The sequence below is a fragment of the Bacillus sp. VA13 genome, from assembly GCF_055710085.1.
Genome location: NZ_JBVQPP010000003.1, coordinates 298,023 through 311,533, shown reverse-complemented (window position 1 = coordinate 311,533; position 13,511 = coordinate 298,023). Strand labels below are relative to the sequence as shown.

General features: G+C 42.9%; 14 protein-coding genes and 1 pseudogene. 6 read left to right on the top strand and 9 right to left on the bottom strand.

Annotated elements, in window-relative coordinates:
* The first annotated feature begins 348 nt into the window (after positions 1-348).
* Positions 349-633, top strand: coding sequence for a hypothetical protein (locus AC0C66_RS13530; protein WP_072182414.1), 285 nt, complete (start codon positions 349-351; stop codon positions 631-633).
* A gap of 87 nt (positions 634-720) precedes the next feature.
* On the opposite strand, the pseudogene AC0C66_RS13525 reads toward AC0C66_RS13530, so the two are convergent.
* Together AC0C66_RS13525 and AC0C66_RS13520 are read right to left on the bottom strand one after the other, a co-directional pair.
* Positions 721-1,226: pseudogene (locus tag AC0C66_RS13525) on the bottom strand (GNAT family N-acetyltransferase).
* A 267-nt stretch (positions 1,227-1,493) separates the two neighbouring features.
* Positions 1,494-1,889 (bottom strand): hypothetical protein, encoded by a 396-nt coding sequence (locus tag AC0C66_RS13520; protein WP_072182415.1) that lies wholly within the window; start codon positions 1,887-1,889, stop codon positions 1,494-1,496.
* A gap of 203 nt (positions 1,890-2,092) precedes the next feature.
* Here AC0C66_RS13520 and ybaK point away from each other — a divergent pair, with 203 nt between their 5' ends.
* Complete coding sequence (gene ybaK / locus AC0C66_RS13515) at positions 2,093-2,575, top strand: Cys-tRNA(Pro) deacylase (protein ID WP_072182416.1); 483 nt, start codon at positions 2,093-2,095, stop codon at positions 2,573-2,575.
* Between the two features lie 44 nt (positions 2,576-2,619).
* On the opposite strand, the gene AC0C66_RS13510 is transcribed toward ybaK, so the two are convergent.
* The 3 genes from AC0C66_RS13510 to cotT form a co-directional block, all read right to left on the bottom strand.
* Positions 2,620-2,814 (bottom strand): DUF4177 domain-containing protein, encoded by a 195-nt coding sequence (locus AC0C66_RS13510; RefSeq protein ID WP_014113421.1) that lies wholly within the window; start codon positions 2,812-2,814, stop codon positions 2,620-2,622.
* A 1,007-nt stretch (positions 2,815-3,821) separates the two neighbouring features.
* On the bottom strand, positions 3,822-4,811 hold the full coding sequence (gene cyoE / locus AC0C66_RS13505; protein WP_072182418.1) for a heme o synthase: 990 nt from the start codon (positions 4,809-4,811) through the stop codon (positions 3,822-3,824).
* A gap of 123 nt (positions 4,812-4,934) precedes the next feature.
* Positions 4,935-5,162, bottom strand: coding sequence for a spore coat protein CotT (gene cotT / locus AC0C66_RS13500; protein WP_072182419.1), 228 nt, complete (start codon positions 5,160-5,162; stop codon positions 4,935-4,937).
* Between the two features lie 251 nt (positions 5,163-5,413).
* On the opposite strand from cotT, the gene pdaC reads away from it, so the two are divergent.
* A complete protein-coding gene (gene pdaC / locus AC0C66_RS13495; protein ID WP_072182420.1) occupies positions 5,414-6,814 on the top strand; it encodes a peptidoglycan-N-acetylmuramic acid deacetylase PdaC in 1,401 nt (466 codons plus the stop codon).
* 46 nt (positions 6,815-6,860) lie between these two features.
* Here pdaC and AC0C66_RS13490 read toward each other — a convergent pair whose 3' ends face one another.
* Complete coding sequence (locus tag AC0C66_RS13490; RefSeq protein ID WP_072182421.1) at positions 6,861-7,334, bottom strand: YjfA family protein; 474 nt, start codon at positions 7,332-7,334, stop codon at positions 6,861-6,863.
* A gap of 129 nt (positions 7,335-7,463) precedes the next feature.
* A complete protein-coding gene (locus AC0C66_RS13485; RefSeq protein ID WP_014113427.1) occupies positions 7,464-7,631 on the bottom strand; it encodes a YjfB family protein in 168 nt (55 codons plus the stop codon).
* 126 nt (positions 7,632-7,757) lie between these two features.
* Between AC0C66_RS13485 and AC0C66_RS13480 the strand changes: the two genes are divergently transcribed.
* A complete protein-coding gene (locus tag AC0C66_RS13480; protein WP_072182422.1) occupies positions 7,758-8,657 on the top strand; it encodes a DUF2268 domain-containing putative Zn-dependent protease in 900 nt (299 codons plus the stop codon).
* An 8-nt stretch (positions 8,658-8,665) separates the two neighbouring features.
* Here the strand turns inward: AC0C66_RS13480 and AC0C66_RS13475 are convergent, their stop codons facing one another.
* Together AC0C66_RS13475 and AC0C66_RS13470 are read right to left on the bottom strand one after the other, a co-directional pair.
* Positions 8,666-9,064 carry a ribosomal maturation YjgA family protein gene (locus tag AC0C66_RS13475; protein ID WP_072182469.1) on the bottom strand — a complete coding sequence of 133 codons (399 nt, stop codon included), beginning with the start codon at positions 9,062-9,064 and terminating at the stop codon, positions 8,666-8,668.
* A 101-nt stretch (positions 9,065-9,165) separates the two neighbouring features.
* Positions 9,166-9,741: a YjgB family protein gene (locus tag AC0C66_RS13470; RefSeq protein ID WP_461845706.1), complete on the bottom strand. Its 576-nt coding sequence runs from the start codon at positions 9,739-9,741 to the stop codon at positions 9,166-9,168.
* Between the two features lie 149 nt (positions 9,742-9,890).
* Here AC0C66_RS13470 and fdhF point away from each other — a divergent pair, with 149 nt between their 5' ends.
* Both fdhF and AC0C66_RS13460 read left to right on the top strand, forming a co-directional pair.
* Entirely contained in the window at positions 9,891-12,848 is a 2,958-nt protein-coding gene (fdhF, locus tag AC0C66_RS13465; RefSeq protein ID WP_088679488.1) for a formate dehydrogenase subunit alpha, read from the top strand.
* Positions 12,841-13,401 carry a helical membrane plugin domain-containing protein gene (locus AC0C66_RS13460; protein WP_072182424.1) on the top strand — a complete coding sequence of 187 codons (561 nt, stop codon included), beginning with the start codon at positions 12,841-12,843 and terminating at the stop codon, positions 13,399-13,401. Before fdhF ends, AC0C66_RS13460 begins: the two co-directional genes overlap by 8 nt.
* Positions 13,402-13,511 lie beyond the last annotated feature (110 nt).

The following is a 13,511-nucleotide window of genomic DNA, read 5'->3' as shown; positions in this document are numbered from 1 at the left end:
GTTCGTGGTTTTACATTATTTTGTTTAACGTTGTTAATTAAACCTTGAATCGGCTGTAACACATTTTTTCTGCTGTTATTTTTTCTTAAAACAATTGCAGCTATACTAGCTCCTCAACCTAAAAGAGACACCCACATCATCCCTCTGTTTCGGCGGTTATTCACCGGAAATGATTCATTTTAGAGCAAGTTTCTATCATAATTTTTGTTTCGATACTTAGTTTTCGAGGAATTGATATGCTGGAATGATAAAGATGGAATTCAAGAAAGAATATATAAGAATGCAACGAATTAAAGTAAACATGCTGGACAAACTTATAGGGATTAAAAAGAAGAAAGGAGGATGGAAATGAAAAAATGGCTGCAAATCGTTAGTGTGTTGTTTCTATCGAGTTTTGTATTAATGGGCTGTAATAATGGTCAAGATAATAATGATAATAATAACAATGCTCCGGATGTTGAGGAGAACGATCAAGATAATAACGGCAACAACCAAGATACTGACAATAACAACGCTCCAGGTGTCGATGAGGATGATACCATCAATAAAGATGATGAAAAAGATAATGATCCTGATCCTGAAGATCCAGTTGAGGATCCTGAAGATACCGATAAAGATAGAAAAGACGAGTAAGGAAACTGTACAAATATTGTTTAAAGAAAAACCCGCTCTCAGTTTAGAGGGAGGGTTTTATCTCTTTGCATGGGCTTTTTTATTGTTTTACATGGTAACGTATCTCCAATGCATAAAATCTTCTGACTTATGCTCCAATTCAAACCCTAAGGTCTCTAAAATATGTTGTGAACCAAAATTGTTATGTTCACATCTAGCTGTGATATGGTTCACCGTATCTTGGCTTAAGGCCCAGTTTATTATTTTTTGGGCAGCCTCAACACAATACCCTTTGCGGCGATGGCTTTTATTTGTTGCAAAGCCGATTTCAATCATGCCATTCGTATCCGGGTCACCTAAAAATCCGGTTCCTCCTACAATTTCATGATTGTCCTTCTTTACAATAATCCATGAATCAAATCCTTTTGTTCCATTGTTTTCAACTAATTTCTCGCGGAAATAAGGGATGGCTTCAAAAAAACAGGATTTGGCCATTCACCATTTGTTTCATAACCTAGGTCTTTAATGGCCTGATGATCTCGTTTAGATGCAGCGTTAAGAAGGGGAATATCAATCGTTTTTAAAAGCAGCCGATTTGTTTCAAGAAGAACCATATATCTAATCCTCTTTTCTTTTAACTGGTAATCATGATAACATATTGAAATATTTATCGGTGCAAAAATTCTTGGACAACATGAAGAACATGAGCTGAATTTGAAATGAATTGTTTTATTGAAACCAAATTTCTACGGGCACCAACTTCCTTTCGTCACTGTCTTGACGGGGAAAGATCGAAAGTGTCATAAATCCAAAACGGGTAGGAAAGCGCTGATATCAAAGCGTTCCTACCCGTTTTCTGTTTCTGCTGAAAACATTTTGTACTACCTTTTCGCAATCAAGTAAAGCGATATCGCTCTTTGGGTTTGAACAGGGTTATGAATGATTATGACCCATTGGTTTCTTCTCCTTGGAAAGCTTGCGATTGCATACAATGGAGCAGTATCGCGTGGGGTAAACCCGCCATTAATCACTTGTATATCTCTTCCTTCAAGATGACAAACAAGATATTCACCAGGATCTATTACCTGTTGGCCAGTCCATGCGAAGGAATAAAAGCCGTCTCCGAGATCCTCAGAGGAAGATGGCGGTATAATGCCATCTACATTCAGTGTGATTTCTCTTCTTCGCTGTCTTTCTGAAAAGTCTGGATTTCTTTGAGTGTTATGAGTATGTGTAAAGTAAGGAATTAACGCGGGACCATAATAGTAATGATACAAAGCAACCACTCCTTAATTTTACATTCATACAAATTGTATGTTATTACATGTCGTTCATTCCTTTTTGTTTCGTATTTCGGCTTTCTAGAGGTTTTTCTCTCTTTTGAACATGCAGGTTAATAGCATATGTCTGTTCTCGATGATAGTATTTATATATTAATTACAGTATTTTTTTAGGTTTTTTTCGATAGTGGGGGAAAAGTATGGCGAAAAAAATGGCAAAAACAAATGCGGTTCGTTTGATAGAACAGCAGAACATCTCCTATGAGTTATTAGGGTATAAAACAGAAGGCGGCCAACCGGTAGATGGCATCTCTGTTTCGGAAAAAATCGGTTATCCTTCAGAATATGTATATAAAACATTGGTGGCAACAGCAGGAGCAAAAGATTATTACGTCTTTGTTGTACCCGTTGCAGAAGAATTAGATGTAAAAAAGGCAGCAAAAGTAATAGAAGAAAAGAAAATAGAAATGATTGCGATGAAGGAATTATTAGGGGTAACTGGCTATGTTCGCGGCGGCTGTTCACCAATTGGCATGAAAAAATCGTTCCCGACCTATATTGATGCAGCCGCTGAAACACTTGATTTTATCATTGTCAGTGCAGGGAAAATCGGTATGCAGCTAAAGGTGGCGCCTCAAGATTTAGCGAAAGCATGCGATGCCGCATTTGCAGAAATTGTATAGATGGCACGCAATGAAGATAAACCGAAAAAGCTTAGTCATATGGACTAAGCTTTTTCCACATCTCTTTCAAATATGATCTCAAAATAAGCAGCTGCTCCATACCCATCTATACTGGGAGCGAAAATCTGAATGAATGTCCAGCCTCTTTTCGCATAGTCATGGATGATTTGCTGGTAGTCTTCTTTAGGCCTTCTTCTCATTGTACTCAGTTCAACTCTTACGAATTCATACTCTTTCATCGTTTGATCCCTCCTATTAAGGTATACGTAAGAGTGAGAGGGATGTTCCGAAAACATGGGTGTAGGGCAAAAGTAAAATTTGTAATAGAAATAAGGCCTTACAAGTGTCCACTTTCTCAATGTCTTCTTTATAAATGGCAACACATGAAATTCTTCTCCGCATCTGCAATGACCCCAACAATAACGAGCGTAAGTTTTCAATGAAATAGGTCTGCAACAGCTCGCTTCCACCAACCTTGACAGCGGGTTCCGTTTCAATTTTCTAGACTTCCAAATCTATGAACATAGGCAAACTATCATATAGATAATCGGTACAATTTCTCTTACTGTCCTTGTATGGCAGATAAAGACAAAGTCTATTTTTTTGTTTGTTTTTGGCTTATAATACCTGATGATGGAAAAAGAGTTCGAGTTTATAGAGCGAACACCCGATAGTAAGCTGGGGGACGTGCTGTCTTTTCGTTTATGGGTTTATTTTTTCTTGTATCGGCTTTAAGAAAAAAGTGCATTTCCCGATTGACTTATTCTAATGTTCTTATTTTCATTAGGCGAGAGTACAGCAGCAGACGGTTCGAGCTTTCCGCTGCTTAGTTTATCGCAAAAGATCTGCTTTTTCTCTGAAGCAGTTTTCATCTGTTTGCCTGAACTTTGCAAAATGGCTGGCTGAAAAAACAAGGATATCATTCAATTAAAACATGCAACGATGCAGACATGTTTTGTATCCGACTGGACTTTACCTCATCATTTATTTTGCATTTCAGTAATATTTTAAGAAGGCGATGGTATTTCATGAACAAAGAAACTTTAAAAAACATACTCATGATTTTTTCAATATGCGCAACCCTCCGAGAAACCGATGGTATGCGTATTGCCCATAGCTGGATTTTGAGTGAAATCGTACGATTTTTGATTTGCATGGCTGTGTTTTTGATCGTGACATTTCTATTAGATGCTTTTTTTCAAAATAAAAAAGAGTCACATTAATGTGTGGCTCTTTTTGCATAACATCATCTGATCAAAAACATCACAAATGAATCAACCATCATGATCAAAAACAGCAAGCAAAAATAAATGAGCGAGTAGACAAACATATCCTTTGCCCACTTGACGTCATCGTCCGTTTTGAATCCCTGAATGCTTTTTTTGATCCATATGCCTCCGAGAACAAGGGAAGCTAAGAAATAAAATGGGCTGATATGGCCGGTGCCGAGAGAAAAAGGAAATAATAGCGTGACCGGTACCAGAACTGCAATATATTGAATCATTTTTATTTTTGTTACATGATTTCCTTTTACAACCGGCAAGAGCGGAACGCCTGCTGCCCGATATTCCTCTTTGCGTCTGATCCCAATCGCCCAAAAATGCGGGGGCTGCCACAGAAACATAATCGCGTACAACAGCACTGCAGTCATACTGATGTCTCCGGTTACCGCACAATACCCCATCAACGGCGGCGCAGCTCCTGGGAAGCTCCCGACAAATGTGCTCCACACAGAGGTTCGTTTCACCCATACTGTATAGATTATTGCATAAAAAATAAAGGCAGCCAGTCCGAGAAGGGCAGTTAATGGATTGAGGGAATACAGCATTGCAAGGCCTGCGATTCCTAAGACGGAGCCATACGTTAAGATCATGGCAGGCGGCATTTTCCCTGTGACGGAGGCCCTGCTGCGGGTGCGTGCCATTTTTGCGTCCATATGCCGATCAAAAAAGTTGTTATAAACAGTGCCGGAAGCCATTACAAACGCAGTTCCAAGCATTGCTGTCACCATTGTCATCAAAAAAGCCATTCCGGTTAATGGTTTTTCTGCGCTTGCAAACGCGATCCAAAATCCGCCGAAGGCTGCTATCGAGTTTGATATGATAATGCCGGGTTTTGCAAGTTTGATAAAATCGTAAACTGTTACCCGGTTCGAAGCTTTTATGTATTTCGTTTCAGATAGAGCTGCAGAATCTCTTGTATTCTCCAAAAACAGACGCCTCCCCCAAAACTGCATGCTTTTGTTATCGTAACAAGAGGGCTATGGAATCACAATTATTTCCTATATTTGTCATGATATTGTCATTTTTTAAAACAAAAAAATGGGGAGCTGGACTGCCCCCATTTTGGTAAACGGCGTTTAGTATCCGTATCCTCCGCCGTATCCTCCGCCGTAACCGTACCAAGGGTAGTAAGGCGGGCGTGGGCGCGGGTAATAGTAAGGCGGACGCGGATAAAACGGATAGAACGGTCTTGGGTAATAATAAGGCGGATAAAATGGCGGTCTCGGGCGCTGATAATAATAAGGCTGTCTTTCATCATAAGGTGTAATTTGTTCAAATGTCTGTTCATTCAAAGGATAATCCAAGAGGAAAACCTCCCTAGTTTTTTTATTCCTTTTACCATATTCTTGATGTTTAGGTTGGGTGTATGTACATTCGAGAAATCGGATTTTTTTATGATGAAATCCCTGAAAAAGGATTGACAAGAACTTCTAAATCTCATAGTATTACAAATGTGAAATAAATATTACTCTAATGTTACAAAAGTATTTCTAAATAGATACAGTTCTAACTGATGAAAAATAAATCGAAACGGTTATGAAAGAAGGAATTTGGGTTGTTGGCAAAAAGAATCAAATGGTTTCATGTATTAATAGCAGTCGTATGTGTGGCGGGCCTTATCGGCTTTTTTCATAATTCATTAAAAAAAGAAACGGTTATGAATAAAGTAAAAACTGATTCTCAGTATGGGAATGTGGAGATCGCAACGCTTGTGAATGACGGGAAAACCTTCAATTACGCGGTCAACTATCCCGTTTTCAAAAATAAAAAAATGGATTCGGTATTAAAGAGTTTCGCAGAGAAAGAGGTTCGCCAATTTCAGAAGGAAACAAAAGACGTTGACCAGGAACATACGACAAAGCGCAACGAATTAAATGTTGATTATAAAATTGTCCATTATGCCAAGCAGACTGTAGCGATTGTATTTAATGAATATAAATATATCGGCGGTGCACACGGGCAAACTGTGAAAAAAACGTTCAACTATGATTTTAGTAAACAAGCTTTTCTTTCAATTGATGATATTTTCAAAGAGGACGCTGACTATTTACATAAGCTCTCGTTAATCGCTTATCATGAGCTGAAAAAGGATAAGGACATTGCTGCAGACGATGCGTTATTAAAGGAAGGAACGGCACCGAAAACAGATAATTTCAGCCGCTTTGCCATCAAGGAAGATTATATCGAATTTTATTTTGATACATATCAGGTCGCAGCAGGTTATCTTGGAGAGCAATCGATTGCCATTAAGAAAAGCCTTTTGAAAGACATCGTGAAAGAACAATATATTGATAAAGCAAAAAACAAAAATAATATCAAAGAGAAAAAGCCGAAGCATGAAGTGATTTCTTTGCCCAAAGAAGAAGCGGTTGATCCAAATCAAAAAGTCATTGCGCTTACTTTCGACGACGGCCCGAATCCTGCGACAACAAATCAGATTCTGGTCTCCTTGAAGAAATATAAGGGACATGCCACGTTTTTTGTTCTCGGGAGCAGGGTGCAATATTATCCGGAAACGCTAAAAAGAATGCTGAAGGAAGGAAATGAGGTGGGGAACCATTCGTGGAGCCATCCGCTTCTCACAAGGCTTTCAGTGAAAGAGGCGTTAAAGCAAATCAATGACACGCAAGATATCATTGAAAAAATAAGCGGATACCGCCCGACGCTTGTAAGACCTCCATACGGCGGGATTAATGATGAGCTGCGCAGTCAATTGAAAATGGATGTCGCGTTATGGGATGTTGATCCGGAAGATTGGAAAGACCGAAACAAAAAAACAATCGTTGACCGTGTCATGAGTCAGGCGGGAGATGGAAGAACCATCTTGATTCACGACATTTACCGCACCTCTGCTGATGCTGCCGATGAAATTATCAAAAAGCTCACTGATCAAGGCTATCAATTGGTGACGGTCTCTCAGCTTGAAGAGGTTAAAAAACAAAGAGAAGCAAATTAATACATAAAGGCTGCCGCGGATATTGCCCGGACAGCCTTTTTTCTTTTTAATAAGAGCCTGTGGTGGCCCAAACATTCAGGTTGGGTCCTGAATACTTGCCGAAAGCGTAAGAAGTTCTTGGATCTAAATCATATACCATCGGTGTATAACAAGATTTTTGCCCGACCACCGCTTTTCCATTGCCGCCTGCAGAATCACAATTATATCTCTTTCCGTCCGTGTTCCGGGTAATCTCCGCATTTGCTTCAAAGCCTGACGTCAATGTATGATTCATCGTGATTTTTGCCCAAGCCGTTTTACATGTACTGCTGAATTTAAGCTCGACTACTCCGATGACTTGATTGTTGGCATTCACTAAGTTTGAGGATTTTTTTGTAGAGCCGCTGGACGCACAATCATTGTAATAAGGGCTTTTTCCATCATAGGCATGGGTTTCCGCATTGGCGGGCGCTCCTTTGACGGCAAAAACAAATACAACTGCGAATAACACCAATGAAGCCTTCGTAAACAGTTTTTTCATGTCCTTTATGACCTCCTTAATATGGCAAACAATAAATCATACGGAGGAACAATCAAAACATGCATGCTTTTTTGTGAACAATAAAGGCGGCCGGGAGGATGGAGTTCTTGGCCGCCTTTGGTGTGTGGGTTAACCTTTTATATCAATGGTTTGTCCGAGCGTCGGATGCTGAATCATCTTTAAGGTTTGATCGGCATTTTGCTGGGCGGTGTCCAGCATTTTTTTCGTTAAGGCGATATCAACATTTTGGGCAAGGGATGCTTGGTGCATCGCAACTGATAAAGCAGGAATATCCATCGTTCCACCTCCTATGCCTTACCTATCGGCGGCTTTGGATGATTTTACAGTGAAAAATGGCTTAATTTTCCCTGTTGACCCTTACGCTGCGGCATACCGTATGTTTTTGACAAGGGGGGAATCAGGATGAATCTTGCAATGGAAAAGACCTTTGAGCAATATGAAAAGCTGTTTTCAATGGTAGAAGAGAAAAGAGAGGATGAATTTCGGTATATGATGATGAGGCCGTTTGAAAAGATGTGGAGCGCCATCCAAGTTCCCCTGAGAGCAAAGGAGCCGAACGGCTATGATGTAATCATGGCTGTGAAAATGCTTGGTTATTTGGATGTCCGTGATGCTGAAGCCGGGCAGCAAGCATTAAGGATACTGAAAGAATCACATGCTGCAGAGACAGCTGAATCTGCGCTCCGGCAATGTATCTATTTTGCAGAGCGCGAACAGCTGCGGGTGAATGCAGACGAGATCAAATTCGGCCTTTACATCGCTGATCCAAATAAGCTTCAGCTGCAAAAAGGCTACTGCGGATTTGGCGGGATACCGGGCTTTATACATGTATGGATGAATCCGGACAGCTATAACCTGCCAAGGATACCTTCAATTATTGCTCATGAGTTTCATCATAATTTGCGGTTTTCGTATGTTGATTTTCATCATGGCTCTGTGAGTGTCGGAGATTATCTTGTAATTGAAGGGTTGGCTGAATCATTTGCCAGAGAGCTGTTTGGCGTGGCGCAATTGGGTCCTTGGGTAACACGCTTTGATCAAGAAGAATTGCAGTATTCCATTAAAGTCATCAATGAGGTGCTGGATGTGAAAGGCTTTTCGGAAGTAAGCCGTTATATGTTTGGTGATCCAATTGCGAAAGTCCAAGGCTTTGAGCCTGCCGGATTATCGGCTTTTGCGGGTTATGCCGTTGGATATCACGCCGTTCAGTCATTTATGGATAAGCATCAAGTCACGATAAGCGAGGCCACGCTCTTGGATGCGGAGACCATTCTGTCTCAGTGCGGGCTGTTTTCCAAATGAAAAAAGCGTCACATATAGCGGCGCTTTTTGATCCCCAGAGCCAGCAGTTCTATGGCGGCACAAAAGGCAATTCCAATCGTATACGCTTCGATATCGCTCCATAAAAATCCGTACCCCAGTACAAGCCCGCCAAGAGAATTGTCTCTGATCCGGTCGATCCACTCGGCGTGATACAACTGGCTGATTTCAATGATAAAACAGAAAGAAAGACTGATAATGCCCGACAACATTGTCTTCATTTTCTGAAATAGAAACCCGCATCCCGTAAAGATCATGGCAGACCAAAGCGAGTCTCCCAGATAAGTATTGATGGTATTGGGCAGAACATTGGAGAACGCTCTTGATCCCAGCCCCAGCACCATGATCAGAATGGTGACAGCTGCATATATCCATCGATTTCGCTTCATTGAGAATTGATACCCCGTCTCTGCTTCATCTCCCATGTATTGTAAGGAATATATCTTCTATTTGTCCAATAAAAAAGCGGCTGAACAGCCGCATGATGGGTTTATTTTGCTTTAAGGTTTACATGGTCAGCGGTCTGGTCCTTGCCAATTACAAAATGAAGTTCATATCGGCCTGTGTCATATACATAGTCGATTTCATCGGTAAACGGGACGGTTAACACTCGATTCGCGGAGCCTATTTCATTCCGCAGCATTTCCGGGGTAACTCCGCCTAAATTCAGCTGCCGTTCGACACCGGTTCCAAAGTAGCGGATTTCTGAAATTGTCATGTCTTTATGATAGGAAAATCCGTAGCCCGGGTTCCCCATATTCCAGTGATATAAATCAAACCGATTGTCTCCTCCGGACGGTCGTTCGGGTTCCCCTAATGTAGCATGGACATCGCCTTTCGTGCTTTTGTTAACTGTAAGGCCTTGCACCTGCTGAGGCATTTCCCCTGTGTAGGCGGAGTTGTAAAGATTTTTGACAAGCTCGGCGGCTGATTGGTTTGTGTTTTCAGAGAGCGAGGTTGTTTGAGTTACGGCGTTTGCCGGTGTTGAAAAGGACGCTGCCCCAAAGCCGGAAAGAGAGCCTGTCAGTGCTGCTGCCGCGCTTAGAACAGACATTGTTTTTTTCATGCTGATCCCTCCTTTTTCATTCTACCCTCTCGTTTCCCGGTGATGATGCACTAAAACATGTGAGTGCGCTTTGTATGTTTTATTGATCCCTTGCAAGGGAAGAGAACTGGGTAATTCGGTATATACACAAGCAAGAAAGGGGAATGGAGATGGCTGAACAGAAAAAAATCACAATAAACGGCGTTGAAATGGAAGCATCCGAAGAACAGACGGTGCTTCAGCTTTTGAATAACAGTTCGATTGAAGTGCCGCAAGTTTGCTATCATCCAAGCTTAGGGCCGATTGAAACATGCGATACGTGCATCGTCAGCATCAATGGCGAGCTGAAGAGGTCGTGCTCCGCTGAATTAAAGGATGGCGATGTCATTGATACGCTTTCGCCTGATGTGAAAAAAGCGCAGGTCATCGGGATGGACAAGATTTTATATAATCATGAGCTTTATTGTACAGTTTGCGATTACAACAACGGGGGATGCGAAATACATAATACGGTGAAGGAAATGAAAATCAATCACCAAAGCATCCCGTTTGACCAGAAGCCTTACCATAAGGATGAATCTCATCCGTTTTACCGGTATGATCCAGATCAATGTATTTTGTGCGGACGCTGTGTCGAAGCGTGCCAGGACGTTCAGGTAACTGAAACACTGACCATTGACTGGGAGCGGAAACGCCCCCGCGTTATTTGGGATAATGATGTGCCGATCAATGAGTCATCTTGTGTATCATGCGGCCACTGTTCTACCGTCTGTCCGTGTAACGCGATGATGGAAAAAGGAATGGAAGGGGAAGCCGGGTATTTAACAGGCATCAATGACAAAACACTGCGTCCGATGATTGAGATCACGAAAGGCGTAGAGACAGGTTACGGCTCGATTCTCGCCATTTCTGATATGGAATCCGCCATGCGTGATGAGCGAATCAAAAAAACGAAAACCGTCTGCACCTATTGCGGTGTCGGCTGCAGCTTTGATGTCTGGACAAAGGGAAGAGACATTCTGAAAGTTGAGCCGCAGGAGGAAGCGCCGGCCAACGGCATTTCTACTTGTGTGAAAGGAAAGTTCGGCTGGGATTTCGTGAATAGTGAGGAACGCCTGACAAAGCCGCTGATCCGCGAAGGCGACCATTTCCGTGAAGCGGAGTGGGAGGAGGCGTTATCACTGATCGCCAGCAAGTTCACGGATTTAAAAGAAGAGTTTGGCCCGGATTCACTTGCCTTTATTACATCATCTAAATGTACAAACGAAGAATCCTACCTCATGCAAAAGCTGGCGAGAGGGATCATTGGCACAAATAATGTGGACAACTGCTCGCGCTATTGCCAATCTCCTGCGACTGCCGGCCTGTTCCGGACAGTCGGCTATGGCGGTGACTCAGGGTCGATTACAGATATCGCGCAAGCGGACCTTGTGTTGATTATCGGTTCGAACACGTCTGAGTCGCATCCGGTCTTGTCCACTCGCATTAAACGGGCACATAAGCTGAGAGGGCAGAAAGTGATCGTAGCGGATATCAGAAAACACGAAATGGCAGAGCGTTCAGATTTATTTGTCCAGCCGCGTGCCGGATCAGATATCGTCTGGCTGAATGCCATCGCCAAATTTTTGATTGAAAACGGCAAGGCCGATGAACGCTTTTTACAGGAAAGAGTGAACGGACGGGATGAATATGTGAAAAGCCTGGCACCGTATACCCTTGAATATGCCGAGGAGAAAACCGGAATTGATCAAGAAACCCTCATCCAAATGGCAGAGATGATTGGTCAGGCTGACAGTGTGTGCGCATTGTGGGCAATGGGCGTGACACAGCATATTGGCGGAAGTGACACAAGCACGGCAATCTCAAATCTGCTGCTTGTGACAGGAAACTACGGAAAACCGGGAGCAGGCTCTTACCCACTGCGCGGCCATAACAACGTGCAGGGAGCAAGTGACTTCGGAAGCATGCCTGACAGAATGCCGGGGTATGAAAAAGTGACGGACGAACAAGTCCGCCAAAAATACGAGCGGGCGTGGGGTGTACCGCTGCCGAAGGAGCCGGGCATGACCAACCACGAGATGATCGAAAAAATCCATTCCGGCCAGCTGAAAGCGATGTATGTAAAAGGTGAAGAAATGGGTCTGGTCGATTCCAATATCAATCATGTACACGCCGCATATGAAAAGCTTGATTTCTTTGTGGTGCAGGATATTTTCCTTTCACGTACAGCCGAGTTTGCTGATGTTGTTCTTCCTGCGAGCCCAAGCCTTGAAAAAGAGGGAACCTTTACAAACACTGAACGCCGTATTCAGCGGCTGTATCAGGTGTTTGAACCGCTGGGCGAATCAAAGCCTGACTGGCAGATTATTATGGAGGTTGCCAATAAGCTCGGTGCTGACTGGCACTATGAGCACCCTGGAGACATTATGGAGGAAGCAGCCATGCTGTCGCCGATTTATGCCGGCGTCACCTATGAGCGCCTTGAAGGGTACAACTCCCTGCAATGGCCTGTAAGCGCTGATGGAAAGGATTCGCCTTTACTTTTTACTGAGCGCTTCCCTTTCCCAGACGGCAAAGCCATTCTCTATCCTGTTCAGTGGACAGAACCTGAAGAGTTCGGTGAGGAATATGATATCCACGTCAACAATGGGCGGCTCTTGGAGCATTTCCACGAAGGGAACCTGACCTACAAATCAAAAGGCATTTCGAAGAAAACACCGGAAGTGTTCTTAGAAATTTCTCCTGAACTCGCGGCAGAACGGGGGATTCAGGACGGAACCCTTGTCAGACTCACATCGCCTTTCGGAAATGTCAAAGTGAAGTGCGTGATCACTGATCGTGTCAAAGGGAAGGAAGTATACCTGCCAATGAACGATTCAGGGGAAGCAGCGATCAACCTGTTAACAGGCAGCCATGCCGATAAGGATACCGATACGCCTGCTTATAAAGAAACATCAGCCAAGATGGAAATTTTGAAGTACGACGGAAGCAATCCGCTGCCTAAGATCAATCACCGCAACGGGAATCCGCAGCCGCAAATCGGTGTGCAGGTACAAAAGAAATGGGCGCGGAAGGATTATATTTTCCCTGGCGACGCTGTGAAAAGGGGGATTGGGCATAATGGCTAAAGCAATTAAACGAATTCAGAAAATCGAGATAACCGAAGAGGATCAGAGAAAGCGTGATATGAAAGAAATTGAAGATGCATTAGTCGAGAATAAGGAAGCCATTCTTGAAACGCTGCATATGATTGGCCACATGAACGAGCGTGGTGTTTTGCCATTGCTCCGCGGCCTTTTTGGACAAGGAGATAAAGTCCTTGACATCTTAGTGAAAAAGGCAGATACAGAGGAAACAGCCAATACGTTGAAAAATTTGCTTCTTCTGTTTGGAACGCTAGGCATGCTGGATGTGAAACAGCTGGAGCCCCTCATTTTGAAAGTGAATGCGGGTGTGGCAAACGCGGTGGAACAGAAGGACAGCGAAGAGAAAACAGGTTATTTTGATATCATCCGCTCGCTCAAAGACCCGGAAATCAACAAAGCAGTTACACTGCTTTTCTCCTTTTTAAAAGGAATGGGACAAGATACAAAGGAGCTGGAACGCACGACTCAGCCTCCCGAGCACCAAAAACATCATCAGGAACCCCGAGAGAAAAAGGAAATGAATAAGCGAGATTGATCACCTGCCCGAGATGGCTGCTGCCAGCTCGGGTTTTTTGTGAGATGAGCCTCGTGAACCAGGTATAAATACCCAAATTAGAAACTAGACAAAGAAGCTTTTGTTTTGGA